This is a genomic window from Cytobacillus sp. Hm23 (assembly GCF_051842895.1).
Classification (GTDB): domain Bacteria; phylum Bacillota; class Bacilli; order Bacillales; family SM2101; genus Nanhaiella.
The window spans coordinates 25,598-44,746 of sequence record NZ_JBPXRQ010000014.1; the positions used below are offsets into that span (position 1 = coordinate 25,598).

21 protein-coding genes and 1 pseudogene are annotated in these 19,149 nt (G+C 33.5%); 17 read left to right on the plus strand and 5 right to left on the minus strand.

Features of this window, described 5'->3' with window-relative positions:
* Window positions 1–12 precede the first annotated feature (12 nt).
* The 3 genes from ACSVDA_RS11000 (at window position 13) to ACSVDA_RS11010 (ending at window position 4,008) form a co-directional block, all read left to right on the plus strand.
* Window positions 13–1,176 carry a hypothetical protein gene (locus ACSVDA_RS11000; protein ID WP_485883176.1) on the plus strand — a complete coding sequence of 388 codons (1,164 nt, stop codon included), beginning with the start codon at window positions 13–15 and terminating at the stop codon, window positions 1,174–1,176.
* Window positions 1,177–1,550: 374 nt separating this feature from the next.
* Window positions 1,551–2,774 carry a DNA-processing protein DprA gene (locus ACSVDA_RS11005; RefSeq protein ID WP_485883178.1) on the plus strand — a complete coding sequence of 408 codons (1,224 nt, stop codon included), beginning with the start codon at window positions 1,551–1,553 and terminating at the stop codon, window positions 2,772–2,774.
* On the plus strand, window positions 2,758–4,008 hold the full coding sequence (locus ACSVDA_RS11010) for a ComF family protein (protein ID WP_485883180.1): 1,251 nt from the start codon (window positions 2,758–2,760) through the stop codon (window positions 4,006–4,008). Before ACSVDA_RS11005 ends, ACSVDA_RS11010 begins: the two co-directional genes overlap by 17 nt.
* A gap of 110 nt (window positions 4,009–4,118) precedes the next feature.
* On the opposite strand, the gene ACSVDA_RS11015 is transcribed toward ACSVDA_RS11010, so the two are convergent.
* Window positions 4,119–4,343 carry a transcriptional regulator gene (locus ACSVDA_RS11015; protein ID WP_485883182.1) on the minus strand — a complete coding sequence of 75 codons (225 nt, stop codon included), beginning with the start codon at window positions 4,341–4,343 and terminating at the stop codon, window positions 4,119–4,121.
* A 235-nt stretch (window positions 4,344–4,578) separates the two neighbouring features.
* On the opposite strand from ACSVDA_RS11015, the gene ACSVDA_RS11020 reads away from it, so the two are divergent.
* Entirely contained in the window at window positions 4,579–5,001 is a 423-nt protein-coding gene (locus tag ACSVDA_RS11020) for a hypothetical protein (RefSeq protein WP_485883183.1), read from the plus strand.
* Between the two features lie 240 nt (window positions 5,002–5,241).
* On the opposite strand, the pseudogene cotJC reads toward ACSVDA_RS11020, so the two are convergent.
* The 3 genes and pseudogenes from cotJC to ACSVDA_RS11035 all read right to left on the minus strand — a co-directional run.
* Window positions 5,242–5,439 (minus strand): annotated as a pseudogene (cotJC, locus tag ACSVDA_RS11025) (spore coat protein CotJC); the annotation flags it as partial.
* A gap of 37 nt (window positions 5,440–5,476) precedes the next feature.
* The gene (locus ACSVDA_RS11030) at window positions 5,477–5,740 is read right to left on the minus strand and encodes a spore coat protein CotJB (protein ID WP_485883185.1); all 264 of its coding nucleotides are present in this window, start codon (window positions 5,738–5,740) and stop codon (window positions 5,477–5,479) included.
* Window positions 5,737–5,967 carry a spore coat associated protein CotJA gene (locus ACSVDA_RS11035; protein ID WP_485883187.1) on the minus strand — a complete coding sequence of 77 codons (231 nt, stop codon included), beginning with the start codon at window positions 5,965–5,967 and terminating at the stop codon, window positions 5,737–5,739. The genes ACSVDA_RS11030 and ACSVDA_RS11035 overlap by 4 nt, the downstream gene beginning before the upstream one ends.
* 167 nt (window positions 5,968–6,134) lie before the next feature.
* On the opposite strand from ACSVDA_RS11035, the gene ACSVDA_RS11040 reads away from it, so the two are divergent.
* The 6 genes from ACSVDA_RS11040 (at window position 6,135) to ACSVDA_RS11065 (ending at window position 11,635) form a co-directional block, all read left to right on the plus strand.
* The gene (locus ACSVDA_RS11040) at window positions 6,135–6,767 is read left to right on the plus strand and encodes a CBS domain-containing protein (RefSeq protein ID WP_320208479.1); all 633 of its coding nucleotides are present in this window, start codon (window positions 6,135–6,137) and stop codon (window positions 6,765–6,767) included.
* A gap of 60 nt (window positions 6,768–6,827) precedes the next feature.
* Window positions 6,828–7,223, plus strand: coding sequence for a hypothetical protein (locus tag ACSVDA_RS11045; protein ID WP_485883189.1), 396 nt, complete (start codon window positions 6,828–6,830; stop codon window positions 7,221–7,223).
* Window positions 7,224–7,232: 9 nt separating this feature from the next.
* Entirely contained in the window at window positions 7,233–8,000 is a 768-nt protein-coding gene (locus ACSVDA_RS11050; protein WP_485883191.1) for a metallophosphoesterase, read from the plus strand.
* A 173-nt stretch (window positions 8,001–8,173) separates the two neighbouring features.
* Entirely contained in the window at window positions 8,174–8,764 is a 591-nt protein-coding gene (locus ACSVDA_RS11055; RefSeq protein ID WP_485883192.1) for a genetic competence negative regulator, read from the plus strand.
* 341 nt (window positions 8,765–9,105) lie between these two features.
* Window positions 9,106–10,386, plus strand: a complete 1,281-nt coding sequence (locus ACSVDA_RS11060) for a Glu/Leu/Phe/Val family dehydrogenase (protein WP_485883194.1) — start codon at window positions 9,106–9,108, stop codon at window positions 10,384–10,386.
* A gap of 277 nt (window positions 10,387–10,663) precedes the next feature.
* Entirely contained in the window at window positions 10,664–11,635 is a 972-nt protein-coding gene (locus ACSVDA_RS11065; RefSeq protein WP_485883196.1) for a YpdA family putative bacillithiol disulfide reductase, read from the plus strand.
* Between the two features lie 194 nt (window positions 11,636–11,829).
* Here the strand turns inward: ACSVDA_RS11065 and ACSVDA_RS11070 are convergent, their stop codons facing one another.
* Window positions 11,830–12,798: an asparaginase gene (locus ACSVDA_RS11070; RefSeq protein WP_485883198.1), complete on the minus strand. Its 969-nt coding sequence runs from the start codon at window positions 12,796–12,798 to the stop codon at window positions 11,830–11,832.
* Between the two features lie 207 nt (window positions 12,799–13,005).
* On the opposite strand from ACSVDA_RS11070, the gene prsW reads away from it, so the two are divergent.
* The 7 genes from prsW to ACSVDA_RS11105 all read left to right on the plus strand — a co-directional run bounded on the left by prsW (window position 13,006) and on the right by ACSVDA_RS11105 (window position 19,094).
* The gene (gene prsW, locus ACSVDA_RS11075; protein ID WP_485883200.1) at window positions 13,006–13,674 is read left to right on the plus strand and encodes a glutamic-type intramembrane protease PrsW; all 669 of its coding nucleotides are present in this window, start codon (window positions 13,006–13,008) and stop codon (window positions 13,672–13,674) included.
* A gap of 650 nt (window positions 13,675–14,324) precedes the next feature.
* On the plus strand, window positions 14,325–15,113 hold the full coding sequence (gene sleB / locus ACSVDA_RS11080; RefSeq protein ID WP_485883333.1) for a spore cortex-lytic enzyme: 789 nt from the start codon (window positions 14,325–14,327) through the stop codon (window positions 15,111–15,113).
* Window positions 15,114–15,127: 14 nt separating this feature from the next.
* The gene (gene ypeB / locus ACSVDA_RS11085; RefSeq protein ID WP_485883201.1) at window positions 15,128–16,474 is read left to right on the plus strand and encodes a germination protein YpeB; all 1,347 of its coding nucleotides are present in this window, start codon (window positions 15,128–15,130) and stop codon (window positions 16,472–16,474) included.
* 97 nt (window positions 16,475–16,571) lie between these two features.
* The gene (locus ACSVDA_RS11090; RefSeq protein WP_485883203.1) at window positions 16,572–17,228 is read left to right on the plus strand and encodes a flagellar brake protein; all 657 of its coding nucleotides are present in this window, start codon (window positions 16,572–16,574) and stop codon (window positions 17,226–17,228) included.
* 247 nt (window positions 17,229–17,475) lie between these two features.
* Window positions 17,476–17,661: a YpfB family protein gene (locus tag ACSVDA_RS11095; protein WP_485883335.1), complete on the plus strand. Its 186-nt coding sequence runs from the start codon at window positions 17,476–17,478 to the stop codon at window positions 17,659–17,661.
* Between the two features lie 162 nt (window positions 17,662–17,823).
* Window positions 17,824–18,495: a (d)CMP kinase gene (gene cmk / locus ACSVDA_RS11100; RefSeq protein WP_485883205.1), complete on the plus strand. Its 672-nt coding sequence runs from the start codon at window positions 17,824–17,826 to the stop codon at window positions 18,493–18,495.
* Window positions 18,496–18,500: 5 nt separating this feature from the next.
* The gene (locus ACSVDA_RS11105; protein WP_485883207.1) at window positions 18,501–19,094 is read left to right on the plus strand and encodes a lysophospholipid acyltransferase family protein; all 594 of its coding nucleotides are present in this window, start codon (window positions 18,501–18,503) and stop codon (window positions 19,092–19,094) included.
* The last annotated feature ends 55 nt before the right edge of the window (window positions 19,095–19,149 follow it).

A 19,149-nucleotide genomic window follows, 5' to 3' on the forward strand; every position in this document is an offset into this window, starting at 1 on the left:
AGGGATCAACATATGATTAATGATATTTCAGAACAAAGTAATATTGGAGGAAAAGAAAACGAGCAACAATTTTTATCTTTACCATGCATTGGTTCTCCAACAGCATATGGCAATAAATATACGACTATTATGGATTATAGAACATTAAATGATGAGAAACTACATCTATTTTCAAACCGGACAGCACAACGTACAGTAAAGGATAAGAGAGCTCAAAAAATTGCTAAGGATTACTTTAATACCCTGACTAAAGACAACGAAGAGACTCATGAAGTTCCATTTCAATCAAGTTTTGTAGTGAACCTTAACCTTCAAGATCACGGTTTTTCAGAGGAAGACATTGTCTCAGAAGATGGTAAAACAATTAAAATACCGATAGCGGAAAATATTTTGAGCATAAGAGATGGTGGGCATAGAAAAGTAGCCTCTCATTATTTAATTAAAATGTTAGAGTCCAAAATAGAAAAGGTTAACAGCAGACCCTCTAAAAAAGCGTATTATCAATATGCTCTACAGAAATTTTTAAATGTTAATTTTACAGTTGATATCTATATAGATCTTGGAGATAAGTATAGCAAAAGATGTCTCCTTGATTTAGGTAAAAGCGAACCTGTAGCTTCTGGTCGAGAATTTTATTTTATACATGATGAATATGCAGATGCAATTGAGTTTTTATCCAATAAACCTAATGATGAGGTCCGTATTGATTTGGACAATAATATATATTCAAAGTATAACGGCTTAGCAGTTCCTCTTCATTATGTGTCTGATATCATAAAAGTGTTAGGTGATGCCTTGTATAAACAGGATAAGTTTACTGAAAAAGAGGTCAATGAGTATATAATAAAATTTATGACCGATTTATTCGCAACTCTAACTATTGATACATTTAGCTTTAAGGACAATCAACGTACTGGACAATTAAATTATCTGACAGATTGTAAAATGAATTTCTTTAAAGCTGTTAAACGTCAGCTTACTCAAGAACTTAAAGAAGTAAAGGCAAAGGCAATAAAGAAAGTTGTTGGTGTTGATATTCTATACAGTAAGTTAGCTTCTAAACCAAAGAGAGAGGTTATTGAAACGATTTCAGAAATTGATTTGATATCGAAGTTTAACTTTATTAAAGAAATTGTTACAACAAATGATTTCAAAGCAGACGTTTTTGCTAAATAACAACTAATAGAAGCTGGCATCTGAAAATGGTGTCGGCTTTATTAGAGTTAATGATTAATACGGTGACTAAAGACTAAATAAAGTCCTTTTTTGACTTCACTTAAGGTCAATTACTGAATCCCAAGGTAACACATATAGTACAAAATGTCATAATTTCTTTGAATACTTTAGCTTTCTAGATAATAAATTTATAGTATTTTCAGTCATAATTAAAGGGAAAAAACATGAATCAAACTTCTTCCGATTGTAATCCTAGGATAAAAAAGTACAAATTAGTATATAAAATAGATGAAAATGCCTATACTAAATATTGATAATTATCATCTTGATGATTATCAATAGTTTTGATATTATTTTTATAGGGAGGGAATTTTATGCTCCAATTTAAAGATATTGAAGAGTTGAAGGCATTTTTGTCAAAAGAGATTTTACTAACTAACGAAGCAAGAGAATATTTAGGGATCAGTTCGCAAAGGCTTCATCAACTAATACAATCAGGGAAAATTACCCCAATTAAAACCACAAAATCAAGCTCACTGTTTCTAAAGCCAGAACTATATGAAAGAAAATTTGAGATTGAGAAGAGTTATGGTGCGGGTCGTTCCGTTGCGAATGATGAAGGGGGAGTAAATAGTACTGAAACTATAAATGATGCGATTAATTATTTTACACTACTAGCACTGTTTAAAGGTAAAAATAAAAAATGTGACCCCATTTACCATCATTTAATATCACAGGCCGATCTAACTCTTCCTACTTCAGAAGTTGTAGAGGAAATATCAGAAATTACCGGTTTTGAAGAAAGGGAAATTCTTTTAGAAAGTTATAAAGTAAAAAAAGGTTTTGAAAAATTAGAAAAAGATGACTTTATAGTGAAGGTTGGCACAGAGTTATATCCGTCATTATTAGCAAAAACTGATCAAGCTCCAGTATTCTTATTTATGAGAGGAAACCCCAACCTATTGAAATTTAATGCAATTTCAATTGTCGGTACTAGAAATCCATCTGAATCTGGAGAGATAAGGGCAAACGTCCTTGCTGAAAAATTTGGTGCGAATAGAATTGTTGTTGCTTCTGGGTTAGCAAAAGGGATTGACACAGCAGCCCACAATGGAGCAATCCGTTTGGGGAACCCTACGATTGCTGTTATAGGTACTCCATTAACAAAAGTATATCCCAAAGAAAATAAAGAGCTACAGAAAGAGATTGAGGAAAATAACCTTGTAATAAGTCAGTTTGCTCCTTCGATGAATGTTCAAAGATGGAACTTTCCAATGCGAAATGCAGTAATGAGTGGGATCTCTTTAGCAACAGTAATAATTGAAGCAGGTGAAACAAGTGGTTCTTTAATTCAAGCAGATTATGCTTTAAAGCAAGGAAGAATGGTATTTATACCTCAGAGCGCTATTGATAATGATGAACTGAAGTGGCCAAAGAAATTTATCCAACGCAAAGGTGCTTATAAATTTTCAAAAATAGAAGAATTATTAGTTATATTAGCTGATAATCATAGCGAATTACTTCCAGGTTTTAAGGAAGAAAAACATGCGCCTGCGAATATTACTGAAGGATCAATAGACATTGTTCATAAAGAATAATGATATTAATTGCTTTATTCTACACACATCCCAGTTCTCAAATACGGAAATAGAGATAATAAAAAATGATTTTGGCCATTTATCGATTGTGTACCTAATTCCGTATGATCAAGAAACGCCAAGTTATGTTTCTAGTTACGATCTGCAGATCAAAGAAGGCACGATGGAACTGTTATTTGGTTATAAAAACCTTCTTCAACAAATTGTCAACCTAACGAAGGTTCCTTCTTGCGAAACTATCTTTATATCAAAAGATAAAGAAAAAATCAAACAGACACTATCATTACCTATCGGCACTTTATTAATAAGTTCAAACAAAGTAGATTTCGAAGATGTAGGTAAATTTCCAGATTTAAAGGTCGAAAATGTAAAGGATATTAAAGATCAGTTAACTTGGGGTTTTTTTTCGGAAATTTGTCTTACATTCGTTGAAAAAGGGAATAAAACTAAAAATTTGAGTGGGTCAGGAATTACATTTGCTTTTGGTTATGAAAGAGAGGATACAAGGTTTGATGTAATTGCTGCAGGTAGATATTTTCAACCTGGTCATGAATGCTTTAATATTCATCAATTATCACATAGAATTAAAAAAAGTAAAAAAGATACATCACAAAATAAATTATTTACAGAAATTTATAATGCTATTATAAAGAGGGAGATAGAATCAACGAAGATTCATGGTATTACTAGAGTACCTAATCGTCCTTCGAATATTGATAGACAAAAAAACATTGTAAAAGTACTAGCTGAAAAAAATTCTTTAGAAGATTTAAGTGATGCGTTAATATGCCCAAAAGACTATAACACTCACAAATTATTAAATTCTGAACAGAGATTTGAAAATGTTAAAAATAAATTTCAAGTCACAAAGAATGTATATGGGAAAAATATAATAATTATTGATGACGTATTTACAACTGGAGCCACATCTTTTGAATGTGCAAGACAGTTATACGATGCTGGAGCTGAAAAAGTTACTGTTATAGTAATTGGAGTTAACCAATTTCTTAGTAGTGAGTTTATACCACAAAGAGAGATAAAATGTGAATCGTGTGGGGGGAAAATGTATCTAAGGTTTAATGGGAAAAACCAAGTTGGATTTTATGGTTGTGAGAACTGGCGCCATAAAGAACACAGATGTGATAGGACTGATGAATATCTTCCTGCATGGAAAAGAATAAATGAAAATTATAGTCTATATCCTCAAAATGATGAGGAAGATTTTCTTTTTTAAAAAAACACTGTAATTTGTTATCGTTTAATATTAATATTTTTTATGAATTGTAAACACAAGTTGAGTTGTGTTCACAAAAGAAATAAAGGGACTGTCCATACAGTTCCTTTTTACACATCAAAAAAATCATCTCTTCTTACATTAAATCCCATCTTTTTCAAAGCTCTTTCAATTTTTACCCACGTAGAAATTCTAGGTACGTAATCAGGATTATTACACATGTTCGATATTGTAGCCCTTCCTAACCTCGCATTTTTCTCAATATCAATTTGCTTAATTTTTCTCTTATCTATCCATTTTCCGAATTTAGTTCTTTTTTTTCCTAGCCCAAACATTTTAAGATCACCTCTAGATTACAGTGTTGTCAAAAAAGTCCGTTTTTAGACCTATAGAAAAAAAGAGACATATTGGACAAGCACCACCTCGTACACTGTAATAAGATGTCAAAAAGACGTCTTAAACAAGGAGGTAATGCAAAATGGTATTAGAAATGTCTTTAAATCAACCAGGGAGTGAGGACGTCCTTATGAAAAGGGAGGGACGTCTACATAACAAAAGGGTGTACCACTGATGTATAGACCTACTGTTAGATACGATGATACGTTTCGCTACTATGTAGATGCCCTTTTTCAAGCTACTGACCTTGACCGTAATCAAATCATTAGGCTTGCCTTATTCACTTCAGCATATTCCCATACGTTCAAGAACATCATTAAAGATCACCTTAAGCCAGACGTCCCTCCTCCCTCGCCCATTTGGGAGCAGGATTTTAACCAATTGTGGATGGTACGGGATATAAAAAAAGAAGAGAGGGGGAGTGAGGACGTCTATGTTGACGAACGAAGAGAAAGCAATCTTAACAAAACTGTTGAACGAACAGCTGAAGCGAAAACGAAGATCGAGCAAACGAACTCGAGACGAATTAGGCAGATTCCTGTCGGAACAGGAAGGGTCAGAAATACAAACGGAGGAATTAAAATCACGCTCGTTTAAACTTAGGAAGGTTAGAGGTACAAACACTTATGAAGTTGTTGACGCGTTTTTCAATAAAGAAGAAAAGGATGCTTTTAAAGCTATTGGCATCCTGATATTAGTTGCTTGGATTTTTTAGAGATTGGAATTCAGCACATGAAACAAGTAGGGGAAGTAGTTTAATGGAGATATGTTTATAACAGAAAGTATATAATAGAAGGTTTATGCATGAGGAGTATAATTTTACTGATAACAAATAGGAGCAAATTCTTCAGTACCTATATCAGTTAATAACCCGATAACTTTATCAGGAATCGTATACCTTTGATTGAGATACCTTAGTGCAGCTGCGAGTTCTCCATCTGCACCACCGTATTGCTCAATGAGGTACTTTGCTAGTACTGGGTTACATGTACTAACCTTTACAGGATATTGTAGTTTTTTTTCATATATCCACATATCTTAAGAACACACTCCTTTTTACTTATGTCATTTGTTATATTTGCCATGGCCAAGGAGATTCGTTCCAATTCCATGGGTAGCCAGCATAGCTATTTCCATATTGTTGCAAAGGACCGTAAATAGGCTCAAGTTGTTTTGTTACTTGATGTTTTTTTGTTACATAATGATTGAATTGTTGAATTGCTTCATAGTCACCAGGGTGTGTATCTAAGTACAAAGATAACTCAAGGAGCACAAAATCTATCGACTGAAGTTCCTCCATCAGTGAGTAAAATTGTTCGGGTAATTGTTTTTTCATTGTGATTCTCCCCGCTCTTCTACCTCATTTGGGCCATAATATGGATCATAAAAGATAGGCCATAATGTCCCTTTTCTTAATGCTTCTTTTGCTGTATATTGTGGTAGCCGGTTTGGTTGGAATGTTATATATAGATTAGGTGGGGTAACGAAATATTTTTCGTATATGGGGTTACACGGGTCATGTGGGCTAATATACGGATGATATGATTTTCTAAAAGTAACCATTGAAAACCTCCTTGTTTAAATTCTTTTTCAAAGTATCATTCCATTTTTATGTTTTATTTTAAGGTTTCATGCCCACAGAATAAAAAAACATATACTTATAGCAGGAAAACTATTTTCTTTGTAGTATAATATATTATAGAGATATTATAGAATAGAGGTGTTTTTTCATGTTTGTAAAGAGCCTACTTATCCCAAAAAGTAAGTGTATATCGGTAGCTCATGATGAGTCTATCCAAACAGCTTTGAAGAAATTAAATGATCATCAGATTGATGCACTACCTATCGTAATGAACGAAAGTTATGTTGGTACCTTAACCCGATATCAAATATATGAAAGTTACTTTCAATCAACGTATAGCAAAGAAGAGTTTTTATCGAAAACGACAGCAAGTGAATTAGCTACTCACCAGGATACATACCTAGAAGGTGAAGAGGTTTTTGAAAAGACGCTAATCCAGTTAAAAGATTTTCCTTTGCTAGCAGTTGTGGACGAAGATAAAACATTTTTAGGTATTGTGACTCGTTATGATGTGTTGAAACAGTTCCAAAGTGCTTTTGGTATGCAAAAACCAGGTGTTAGAATTGCATTTTCATCTGTAGAAACTGAAGGAAGAATAGCTAGGTTAGCAGAAATAGCAAGGAGTTTCCATGAGCACATTATTTCTTTGGTCACTTTTGACGAGACAGATAAGTTAGTTCGAAGAATTGTCATGAAAATTGAAAAAAAGGACAATATTGATAAATTTGTTGCGAAGTTAGAGCAATCTGGTTTTCGCGTTCTAGATATATACGAAGACTAAGCCTTTCTTTGTTCATGATTTAATCCTTCCATACATAAATGTAGTATGGGGGTTTTTTTTATGTTAATGAAAATAATTAGTTTATTTACCGGTTTTTTATGTGGCTATGTCTTTATTCGTTGGATTCCAATTGAATCTCCAGTGACTTTGTCAGGAATTTTAAACAATCTTATATTTGATCCGTTGAAATTCATTGCTGCAATGGTCTGCTTTTTCGTAGGTTTTATTTGTAATGCCTTTTTAATTAGAAGTGCTATTGAACAAACTTATTTAATCTTCAAAAAAAATAAAGTTTCTTTTCTTGATATTGCTTTATCCTACGGGATTTTACCTAGCTTTTACTTGTTATTTAATATGGGGTACTGGCAATCATTAATTTATTTATCCTTTGCTGTGATTTATGGTATGATCTCAATAGACTTGAAGAGGAACTCAGTTATTGAGCTAAATCGTTAGGGAGGAAACATGATTTTTTTTGTTATCACAATAATTATATTTGGATTTTTAATTAGCTATATGTTTTATGAGGCGTTTCAAAACAATGTGAGAGAAATTACTCTTGAGTTCAGCACCTTTCCTGATAGCATCGATTCATTTAAGATGTTTTTTATTTCAGATATTCATCGTAGAAATATTGATGACGAGATTATTAACAAAGTCAAAGGGGAAGTTGATTGTATAGTTATAGGTGGGGACTTAATGGAGAAAGGAGTTCCTTTTTCTAGAGTAAAGGCTAATCTTCAGAAATTAAAGGAAGTCGGACCGATTTATTTCGTATGGGGAAATAATGATTATGAAGTTGATTATCACCAATTAGATGCATTACTCCTTGATTACGGAGTGAAAATACTAGACAATACAGCGGAGACCTTAGAGTCAGCACAAGGTGAGAAGATTATTATGATTGGTGTCGATGACATGACACATATGCGCGATCGAGTTGATCTTGCACTATTAGACGCTGACCAAGACGGGTTTAAAATTTTGATTAGTCATAACCCAAAGATTATCCAAAAAATAACTATTGAAGATGACATTAAGCTGATTTTGAGTGGACATACTCATGGGGGACAAATACGTTTTCTTAAATGGGGCCTTTATGAAAAAGGCAATTTAAGAAAGGTTGATTCAACTAATATACTCGTTAGTAATGGATATGGAACAACAGGTTTACCTCTTAGGCTAGGAGCTCCTTCTGAAACACATCTTATAACGTTGAAAAAATGTGATTAATGAACGGTAGGCATTATATTCAATCATGAGGAAGAAACTTGCTTAATTAACGACAAAATGCTTGTATTTATTATACAAAACATTGTAAACTGATAATTAAATCTAAGAACCTTTTGTTCGATTGAACATAAACTATAAGAAACTTGAGGATGTGTAGGTGGGGAGAGCTGATTATGAGACTCGAGCGTTTGAACTACAATAAGATTAAAATTTTCCTAACATTTGATGATTTAGTCGATCGTGGTTTGACAAAAGATGATCTATGGCAGGATTCTATAAAAGTCCAGCAATTATTCCGTGACATGATTGATGAAGCAAGTGAAGAGCTGGGTTTTGAAGCAAATGGATCAATAGCAGTTGAAATATTCTCCATACCAGCTCAAGGAATGGTCGTTATTGTAACGAAAGATCATGCAGATGTGGATGTAGATGAAGAATTTTTGGATGACTACATCGAAATGAAGGTTACTTTAGATGAAAGTGATGATTTATTTTATGAGTTTTCATCATTTGAAGATGTTATTCAGTTAGCGGGTCGACTATTTTTGTTAAACATTACCGACGGAAAGTTATACTCATATAATAATCGTTTTTATATTCACTTTGATGGAAAAATTGACTTGTATAAAGAGCATTTTATCGCAGTAGTAGCAGAGTATGGAAATCCTGCAACGATTACTACACATCGTGTTCATGAATATGGTAAGTTGCTTATGGATGAAAATGCCATACAGCAACTTTATGAGTATTTTATCAAAAAGTAAAAGTCCTTTTTATTTTGTTAAATAAAAAGGCTTTTTCTTGTGGAAAAATAAAAATGAAACCGATTACATTTTTGGGTATAAAAATTAAGAAACTTGTTTTTTTCATCTTGCATTCTATGTAAGAAGGTGTATACTATGTCATGAAAGGTGGACACTAACCTTTAAAAAGTGTTGTTGCAAATAAGGGATAAAAAGAACGGAAATGAAACTGAGGTAGGCACATAATAATTGCCATGTCATTTGACAACCGTTGAATCAGTATGCTGTGAAGTATATTTGAAAAGCCTTTTTCCGGTTTTTTGACATCCTCTATAAGTGATTTTTTTCTAGGAGGTTTATCAATGGTAGCCGATAATAACACCGCTGGTGAGCATGGTAAAGAAGACAAACTAGATGTCCTAAAATCAACACAGACAGTAATACATAAAGCTTTAGATAAGTTAGGATATCCTGAAGAAGTTTATGAGCTATTAAAAGAACCAATTCGTATGATGACAGTGAAAATTCCGGTTAGAATGGATGATGGGTCGGTTAAAATTTTTACTGGTTATCGAGCACAACATAATGATGCGGTCGGACCAACCAAAGGAGGTATTCGATTTCATCCAAATGTAACTGAAAAAGAAGTTAAAGCGCTGTCAATTTGGATGAGCTTGAAGTGTGGTATTGTTGATTTACCTTATGGTGGAGGCAAAGGAGGTATCGTTTGTGATCCTCGAGATATGTCTTTTCGAGAATTAGAACGATTAAGTAGAGGGTATGTACGTGCCATTAGTCAAATTGTCGGACCTACAAAAGATATACCAGCACCTGATGTATTTACGAATTCACAAATCATGGCTTGGATGATGGATGAATATAGCCGTATAGATGAATTTAACTCACCAGGATTTATTACTGGAAAGCCTTTAGTTTTAGGAGGTTCACACGGTCGTGAATCTGCAACAGCTAAAGGGGTTACAATCTGTATACGTGAAGCCGCTAACAAAAAAGGTATTGATATTGAAGGTGCCCGAGTAGTTGTTCAAGGGTTTGGTAATGCAGGAAGCTATTTATCAAAGTTTATGAATGATGCAGGCGCAAAAATTGTAGGTATTTCAGATGCATATGGCGCTCTTTATGATCCAGATGGCTTAGATATTGATTACTTACTTGACAGAAGAGACAGTTTCGGTACAGTAACGAAGCTATTTAATAATACAATTACGAATAAAGAATTATTGGAACTTGATTGTGATATATTAGTACCAGCTGCAATTGAAAATCAGATTACTGAGCATAACGCTCATAATATTAAAGCTAGTATTGTTGTTGAAGCTGCTAATGGTCCTACGACAATTGAGGCGACTGAAATATTATCAAAACGTGATATACTACTTGTTCCTGACGTATTAGCAAGTGCAGGTGGTGTTACAGTATCGTATTTTGAATGGGTACAAAATAATCAAGGTTACTATTGGACAGAAGAGGAAGTAGAAGAAAAGCTTGAGAAAGTAATAGTGAAATCATTTAATAATATTTATGAAACATCAAAAACGCGCAGAGTCGATATGAGGCTAGCTGCATATATGGTTGGCGTTCGTAAAATGGCGGAAGCATCTCGTTTTCGTGGTTGGATTTAAGATCAATCAAAATTGTAAAATATGTATAATTAATAACGTTAGTATAAATATCGTTGCATGTAATTATAAAATCCCCTATCATTTTGATAGGGGATTTGCTTTTTGAATATGAGATGCTAATACAGATCTTAAGCATCTCGAGTTGTCTAGTTAAATCATCTATCCCTTTAAGAACTAACGACATATAAACTGAATAACGTACTTCATAAACTGTACCTCCAGAGCTAATGGCAAGGAGGTTGAGTATTCGTATATATTCAGCAAGGAGTGAAATATCATGCAAAAGGAAGACGTAATAATTGTAGGTGGTGGACCTTGTGGTTTGGCAGCAGCTATATCGTTACAATCAAAAGGTTTTTCCCCACTTATAATTGAAAAAGGCAATATCGTTAATGCAATTTATCATTATCCTACACACCAAACCTTTTTTAGTTCTAGTGAAAGGTTAGAGATAGGAGATGTACCTTTTATAACAGAAAACCGTAAGCCAGTTAGAAACCAAGCATTAGCTTATTATCGAGAAGTAGTCATTAGAAAAAATTTACGAGTGAATACATTTGAAAAAGTAGCTAAAATTTCAAAAAGTAACCGTGGAGTTATAGAAGTAGTTACTTCTAATCAAACATATGAAACAAAAGATGTGATCATTGCAACAGGATATTATGACCATCCGAATTTCATGAACGTACCAGGTGAAGAACTAGAAAAAGTACATCATTATTTTAAAGAGGCACACCCCTACTTTGACACAGATGTTGTAGTTGTTGGAGGCAAGAATTCTGCGGTGGATGCCTCGCTTGAGCTTGTAAAAGCTGGCGCAAGAGTGACAGTGTTGTATAGAGGTAATGAATACTCAAATAGTATTAAGCCATGGATATTGCCAGAATTCGATGGCTTAATTCGAGATGGTGTTATTAGGATGGAATTTGGAGCTCACGTTACACAAATTACTGAAGAAAAAGTATTTTATCATGTTAATAATGAGGAAAAATGTGTAAAAAATGATTTTGTATTTGCGATGACAGGGTATCATCCAGATCATACATTTTTGAAAAATATCGGAATAGATATAGATGTGAAAACTGGACGACCTGTTTTTCATCAAGACACGATGGAAACAAATGTGCCAAGTGTTTTTGTAGCAGGTGTCATAGCAGCTGGAAATAACGCAAATGAAATATTTATAGAAAATGGACGTTTTCATGGAGAACAAATTGCAACATATCTTGAAAAAAAGAGACAAGGTTAAGTTTATTAGTTTCTTTAATCAGGTGGAGAGTCTATTCCACCTGATTTTCTTATGTATGTTAATCTTTTTACGAAAGCCATTGTTTTATAGAAGAAACGATCTGCGTGGTTATACGTGTCAAAGGCTCTCTTGTAGACTATCGAATAATTGCATTATTAAAAATTATTTAGCTTTAATGGCATAGGCAATTAAATTTATGAAAAAAATTTGTTAATTTGTTCGTGATTGTGAGTGACTTCTAAAGCGATCATCAATTTAATTCTTGCCTTTTGGCCATTTAGTCCATTAGAAAAGATAATACCAAGATTCTTTAATTCTTTCCCACCACCTTTATATCCATAAATATCTTGTACAATCCCATTGAAACAGCGAGAAACTAACACGATTGGTATGTTATCTTCAATAAGCTCTTGTAGTTTACCTACAGTGTTAGGGGGAAGATTACCTTGACCTAATGCTTCAATAACTAAACCATCAAGTTGAATTGATTTAATTGCGTTAAATATTGAATCATCCATACCTGCATACGCTTTTAATAATACAACGTTCTTCTGAATGCTTTTGATAGAAAATTTATCTCGGCTGGAAGGAATGTGGTGGAAAAACACCCCCCTTTTCGTAACGATGCCAATTGGACCATATTGTGGACTTTGGAAGGTCGCAATATTGCTAGTATGTGTCTTTGTAACATTTTTGGCAGTATGGATTTCATCATTCAGAACGACTAACACACCTTTCCCTCTAGCATCTTCACTTGATGCAACTTTAACTGATGAAATTAAATTATATAAACCATCTGCACCAATTTCGTTACTTGACCTCATTGCACCAGTAATGACAATTGGTACGTCTACTTGGATAGTTAAATCAAGAAAATAAGCAGTTTCTTCTAATGTGTCAGTTCCATGTGTGACTACTACGCCTTCAATACAGTCACTGACTACTTTCTCTTCAATTTGTTGTTTAAGCTGTAGCATTTCAATAGGCGTGATATGAGGTGAAGGAAGGTGAAATAGTTCTATAACCTGTACCTGTGCGATATCAGATAAAGACGGTGTGCTATCATGCAATGGGTTTACTTCATCAGGAGCAACATTGCCTGTTTTTTCATCCTCTTTCATAGAAATGGTGCCACCAGTATGTATAATTAATATCTTTTTCACTTAAATACACTCCCTTTTAATGATAAAAATATTGCAATACTTTATAAGTCTAACCTTTACTATCCTGTAATTAAATCACCCCAAGAGGAAAATAATATTTTTCATTTTTTTCCAGTTAACAGATGAAAATGTATATGGATGTTATTTTCAAATATAGTTTATCATGGTACGATACATTTAACATTTAAAAAGAAAAGAGGACAGATGATGATAGCGGTTGTTTCCGCAGGTATTGCTCCTGGCCTAGCTTTGTTATGTTATTTTTATTTAAAGGACGATTATGAGGTTGAGCCTATATCTATGGTTGTACGATCTTTTATTTTTGGCGCAATCTTAGTTTTTCCTATAATGTTTATTCAATATGTAATTCATGAAGAATATAATATTAGCTCAAATTTCATTAATTCATTTCTCGTAACAGGCTTACTTGAGGAATTTATTAAATGGTTCATATTATTTTATACAGTATATCAACATGTAGAATTCGATGAGGTTTATGATGGAATTGTTTACGGTGTAAGTGTTTCATTAGGGTTTGCAACTGTCGAAAATATATTATATTTATTTGCACAAGGAGTAGAGACAGCAATTATGAGAGCGATGCTACCTGTCTCAAGTCATGCATTACTAGGGGTTGTAATGGGGTATTATTTAGGTAAGGCACGTTTTTCCGAAGAAGCGAGTAAAAGTAAATGGTTAATCCTGTCTCTGTTCACCCCATTTATGCTACATGGATTATACGATTATATCATTTTATTAGCACAACAATTAGTACAAGAAAAATGGATTTTATTTATCATCCCTTTTATGATATTCCTCTGGTGGTTAGGTTTACGCAAAGTAAAAAAAGCACGTGCTATCAAACATATATATTAGATACAGGGTGTAAATGATATTATACTCCTCATAGTTGATTCACTATGTTCAAGCATACTTGTGCGGGTTTCTTAATGATTGTCTCTAGCTATAGAGGCGATCTTTTTATTTAGCATTTTAGAATTATTGTAGCTTTTCGTAATAAGAGCTAAACACAGAAATTCAACTTTTCTTCTCTAAAGGCTATAAAATCATCTAATACACATCAGTTCCTCAATATAAGTGAAAGAAGTCATAAAGTTTATGAAGAAGAACCTTTTCTTTTTCTAACTATACAATAATGAGCAGCTATCATGCAGCTCATGCTGAACTATTCCTACATAGTACTTTTTACCCAAAAAATGAAAACGAATTTTAATAGGAAAAATTTATTGCGTTCAACTCATTTCATTAATATATCGATATATTTCTTAGACAAGAACAACCTCATTATATCGTTTTTAAGAAGACAAGATGCCATGAAAGCTAGTTTCTATTTGTTAAATCTGCATATAACGACAACCTAAGCAAAACGACTCTGAATAAAAATTCTATGTCTACGGAAATCTAATAGTGGAAATTGTAGTATGTGAAAAGAGTTGGAGGTTAACAGAATGTACAAAAAATTATGTAAGAAAGTATTTTTACTTTCCCTAACATTTACTTGTCTCATGCTTACAAACTCTTCACCGATCGTCACAAATGCTTTTAGTAATCAGGTTATACAAAAAGGTGCTGTCGGTGACGACGTTATAGAATTGCAATCTCGCTTACAATTTATAGGTTTTTTTAAAGGGAAAATAGATGGAGTTTTTGGATGGGGCACATATTGGGCTGTACGTGAATTTCAATCTGAATTTGGATTACTAGTCGATGGTATAGCAGGACCTAGTACAAAAGATAAGTTAGCTAATGCCTCAAAATTTAATAAAGATTTTGTTTATGAACAAATTAATAAAGGTAATCATTTTACTCATTATGGTAACGTCGATTTAGAAAAACAAGTAAAACAAAAAAAGCAGGAGAAAGAGTCTAAACCAGCGAAGAAATCGCAAAAAGGAACGGCACCTAAAAAGTCAACAGCAATGAATATGCCAAGCGGTTACTCACAAAATGATATTCAACTTATGGCGAATGCCGTGTATGGAGAATCTCGAGGAGAAGAATATATCGGGCAAGTCGCAGTGGCCGCAGTCATTTTAAATCGAGTAGAAAGCAGCTCCTTTCCAAATACGGTCTCAGGTGTCATTTTTGAACCTAGAGCATTTACAGCAGTTGCTGACGGTCAAATTTGGTTAACACCAAATGAGAAAGCGAAAGAAGCCGTTTTAGATGCAATAAATGGATGGGATCCTTCAGAAAATGCACTTTATTATTTTAATCCAGATACAGCAACAAGTGAATGGATTTGGACCCGTCCACAAATCAAAAAAATTGGTAAACATGTATTTTGTAAATAGAGAGGCGGGATATTTTGATTAGAGGAATAATAATAGGAATTTTAACATTAGGTGTAGCGAGTGTATCGTACTGGGGGTATCAGGAACATAGAGAAAAAAACGCAATTTTAATTCAGGCAGAAAATAATTATCAACGCGCATTTCATGACTTAACTTATCAACTTGATTTGCTACAAGATAAGATAGGAACTACATTAGCTATGAATTCTCCATTATCGCTTTCTCCTGCACTAGCGGAAGTATGGAGAATTACATCAGAAGCACATTCTGATGTAGGGCAATTACCTTTGACGTTATTACCTTTTAATAAAACGGAAGAATTTTTATCAAAGATTGGTGAATTTAGCTATCGAACTGCGATTAGAGATTTAAATAATCAGCCATTATCAAAGGACGAATATGAGACATTAAAAACGTTATATGGAAATGCTGCTGAAATTCAAAGTGAGCTTAGGAAAGTACAATATCTAGTGTTAGAAAATAACTTGCGATGGATGGATGTTGAATTAGCATTATCTACTGGCGACGAGCAAATGGATAATACGATTATAGATGGGTTTAAGACAGTAGAAAAAAACGTCGAAGGCTATTCGGAAACAAATATGGGGCCAACATTTACGAGTTTAGATATGAAAAATGAAGGGTTAGAGCAAATAAAAGGTGAAAAGATTGATGAAGCAAAAGCTCAAAGAATTGCAATCAACTTTCTTGGTTTAAAGGGAGATGAGAAAATAAATATTAGTGAAAATGCTGACGGTTCAAACTATGATTTTTATAGCTTAACAATCCAAGATAACAAAAGTAAAGCTAATACGTATATGGACATAACTAAAAAAGGGGGCTACCCTATTTGGGTAATTCAGGACCGAGAGATTAAAGAACAACAAGTAAGCCTAAATGATGCAGCTAATAAAGCAGCTACATTTTTAAAAAAGAACAAGTTTGAAAACCAGCAGCTTTTTGAGAGTGCTCAATATGGTAATACAGGTGTGTTTACGTTTGTTACCGAGATGGATGGTGTAAGGATTTATCCTGATTCAATAAATATGAAAGTAGCCCTAGATAAAGGGAATATTATTGGATTTTCTGCTCGGGATTATTTAACTGCTAAGCGGGACAGGGCTATCCCACAACCAACATTAACAGTAGAAAAGGCAAAAGAAAATATAAACCCTGATGTAATTATAATGGAAGAGAGACAGGCGATCATTGTAAATAACTTAGGAGAGGAAGTTTTGTGCTTTGAGTTTATAGGGACGATCGATTCAGATACGTATCGAATCTTCATAAATGCAGAAAATGGTTTCGAAGAAAAAGTTGAAAAACTAAAAAACGCAGAACCTATCTACGAACAGCTTTAATGCTGTTCTTTTTCGTTGTTTCATGATTTAATAGTAATAATAAAATAACATATTTTAGTGTGTTTTTGGTTTGATTACCTACATAGGAGTGGTTTAGATGTTGAAAGTAGGGGATACGATTACACTTTCTCATACACGTGGTGAACAGACAGATACATATAAATGTAGAATTGTTGAATTGAATACAAAATACATCTATATTGATTATCCAATTAATACGTCGACAGGGAAATCAACATTTTTTACGATAGGTACTCACTTTAATGCTAAATACATAAGAAAAGATCAGCAAGTCTTTACCTTTAAGACACATATCATCGGCAAAACTAATCAGCGAATTCCTATGATATCGTTAGTAAAGCCATCAAAAGACAAGTTTGTTAAAGTACAAAGAAGACAATTTGTAAGAATTGAGACTTCTGTCGATGTTGCTGTACATTCTAAACAGGGTGACTTCCCCCCTTTTTTAACTGTTACGAGTGATTTAAGTGCAGGTGGGGCAGCCTTAATTATGCCTCAAGATGTAGAAATTTCACCTAATACAGAGATGTCAGTATGGTTTGTACTTTCTTACCAATCGGGAGAATATAAATATTTGAAAATACCCTGTAAAGTCATTCGAATGATTGGTGGGGATGATTATGACAGAAATAAAGCAACAATTGAATTTCTTGATATCAAAGAAACTGAGCGCCAAATGCTAATTAGATATTGTTTTGAACAGCAAGTTGCCATGCGGAAAAGGGAATTATAGTTTTTTTATAATATGAGGGTTAATATTAAATGCTCTTTTCGTAAACTTTGTTGCTATTGAGACTAATTTAGAACCGCAATAAATAATTTTATACAGTTGATATCATTTTAAAAGAGAAAAGATACCAGGATGCTTGGGTTACAGTTATTCCTTATTACGAAAAGCAACAATCAATGCAAAAACAGCCATATAAAAAATGTTATATGCATATTTTACTCTGTTTTTTAACACAATAATTAAAAACGGAGTGTTTAAATTGAAAAGATTTGAAGGTATTATCATGAAGTTAGTCATCATTCAAGTTATTTTTTTGATCATAGCTCAAAGTTTATTGGCTCACAAAGATGTAAAGCCATATATATCCAAACTAGTTGACTATGAGGGAGTGCAAAAAAATAACTTTACAATTGTGCTTGAAACGTTCGACCAGTAGGTCAGTGTATGTTACAATATAGAGGGAATTTTATTAAAGATTTACTCCGCGCTTATGTTAGAAAAGGGGATTTTCATGTTTTTTTATGATCTGCCGCATGTTAATTTTCTTGTATTAATGAGCGCTTTTTATTTATCTTTGTAAGTAGTTGTAGGAGGCATCATGAAAAAACTGATTTCAATAGCGATTGACGGTCCAGCTGCCGCAGGAAAAAGTACAGTTGCAAAAATTATAGCAGAGCAATTATCGTATGTTTATATTGATACAGGGGCAATGTATAGAACTATTACTTATAATGCATTACTGAACGAACTTTATCTAGATGATGAAAAAGCATTAATTCATTTATTAAAAGATACTGATATTCAATTGAAGCCATCAATAGACGGACAGCTTGTTTTTATGAATGGGAAAAATGTTACTGAAGAAATACGTACAGATGATATTTCCAATCAAGTATCAATAGTAGCTAAACATAAACTCGTTCGTGAAGAAATGGTTCTTAGGCAACAGCGATTTGCTCAAAACGGCGGCGTGGTTATGGATGGAAGGGACATCGGTACACATGTACTTCCTGATGCTGAGGTTAAAGTATTTTTGTTGGCCTCTGTTGAAGAAAGAGCGAAAAGACGCCATGAAGAAAATATTAATAAAGGTTACGATTCAAACATCGAACAAATAATGAAAGATATAGAATTAAGGGATAAACTTGATTCCGAGCGAGAGATTGCACCTTTGAAAAAAGCTCCTGATGCGATAGAGATAGATACCACATCGTATTCGATCCTTGAGGTTGTTAATATGATTATGGATATCGTTAAAGAGAGGATTTGATAAGGTTGTCTTTTTATACAATAGCAAAAAATATTGTTTGGGGGATATTAAAGCCGTTATATCGCATAAAAATTATCGGATCAGAAAACATCCCTAAAGAAGGGTCAGTATTAATTTGTTCAAACCACATATCTGTATTAGATCCACCCGTTGTTGGCATTACTTCAACTAGACCTATTCATTTTATGGCAAAAGAAGAACTTTTTCGAGTACCAATATTAAAAACAGCGATTAGCAACTTAAATGCTTTTCCAGTAAAGCGTGGCATGAGTGACAGGAGCGCTATTAGGAATGCTTTAGCAATATTAAATGATGATAATGTATTAGGAATATTTCCTGAAGGCACTCGAAATAAAGAAGGAAATCTCGGTAAAGGTTTAGCTGGCGTTGGATTCTTTGCACTTCGATCAAATGCACTTGTAGTACCATGTGCGATCATTGGACCTTATAAACCGTTTCGTAAGCTTCATGTGGTTTATGGGAGGCCTGTTGATATTACTGAGATGCGTAAACAAAAAGCATCAGCAAGTGAAGTGACTGATGTAATTATGGATGCAATTGGTGAAATTCTTGAAAATTACGATGTCAAAGCAAGTTAATACTTGACAAAAGGTTTTATTTGTAAGAAGTTATTAAAAAGAACTTTTAAAGCTG

What these genes read in the sequence shown, in the direction of transcription:
- ACSVDA_RS11000 (WP_485883176.1), top strand. Translation starts at nt 13, where the DNA reads ATGATTAATGATATTTCAGAACAAAGTAATATTGGAGGAAAAGAAAAC.
- ACSVDA_RS11005 (WP_485883178.1), top strand. Translation starts at nt 1,551, where the DNA reads ATGCTCCAATTTAAAGATATTGAAGAGTTGAAGGCATTTTTGTCAAAA.
- ACSVDA_RS11015 (WP_485883182.1), bottom strand. Translation starts at nt 4,343, where the DNA reads ATGTTTGGGCTAGGAAAAAAAAGAACTAAATTCGGAAAATGGATAGAT.
- ACSVDA_RS11020 (WP_485883183.1), top strand. Translation starts at nt 4,579, where the DNA reads ATGTATAGACCTACTGTTAGATACGATGATACGTTTCGCTACTATGTA.
- ACSVDA_RS11030 (WP_485883185.1), bottom strand. Translation starts at nt 5,740, where the DNA reads ATGAAAAAACAATTACCCGAACAATTTTACTCACTGATGGAGGAACTT.
- ACSVDA_RS11035 (WP_485883187.1), bottom strand. Translation starts at nt 5,967, where the DNA reads ATGGTTACTTTTAGAAAATCATATCATCCGTATATTAGCCCACATGAC.
- ACSVDA_RS11040 (WP_320208479.1), top strand. Translation starts at nt 6,135, where the DNA reads ATGTTTGTAAAGAGCCTACTTATCCCAAAAAGTAAGTGTATATCGGTA.
- ACSVDA_RS11045 (WP_485883189.1), top strand. Translation starts at nt 6,828, where the DNA reads ATGTTAATGAAAATAATTAGTTTATTTACCGGTTTTTTATGTGGCTAT.
- ACSVDA_RS11050 (WP_485883191.1), top strand. Translation starts at nt 7,233, where the DNA reads ATGATTTTTTTTGTTATCACAATAATTATATTTGGATTTTTAATTAGC.
- ACSVDA_RS11055 (WP_485883192.1), top strand. Translation starts at nt 8,174, where the DNA reads ATGAGACTCGAGCGTTTGAACTACAATAAGATTAAAATTTTCCTAACA.
- ACSVDA_RS11060 (WP_485883194.1), top strand. Translation starts at nt 9,106, where the DNA reads ATGGTAGCCGATAATAACACCGCTGGTGAGCATGGTAAAGAAGACAAA.
- ACSVDA_RS11065 (WP_485883196.1), top strand. Translation starts at nt 10,664, where the DNA reads ATGCAAAAGGAAGACGTAATAATTGTAGGTGGTGGACCTTGTGGTTTG.
- prsW (WP_485883200.1), top strand. Translation starts at nt 13,006, where the DNA reads ATGATAGCGGTTGTTTCCGCAGGTATTGCTCCTGGCCTAGCTTTGTTA.
- sleB (WP_485883333.1), top strand. Translation starts at nt 14,325, where the DNA reads ATGCTTACAAACTCTTCACCGATCGTCACAAATGCTTTTAGTAATCAG.
- ACSVDA_RS11090 (WP_485883203.1), top strand. Translation starts at nt 16,572, where the DNA reads ATGTTGAAAGTAGGGGATACGATTACACTTTCTCATACACGTGGTGAA.
- cmk (WP_485883205.1), top strand. Translation starts at nt 17,824, where the DNA reads ATGAAAAAACTGATTTCAATAGCGATTGACGGTCCAGCTGCCGCAGGA.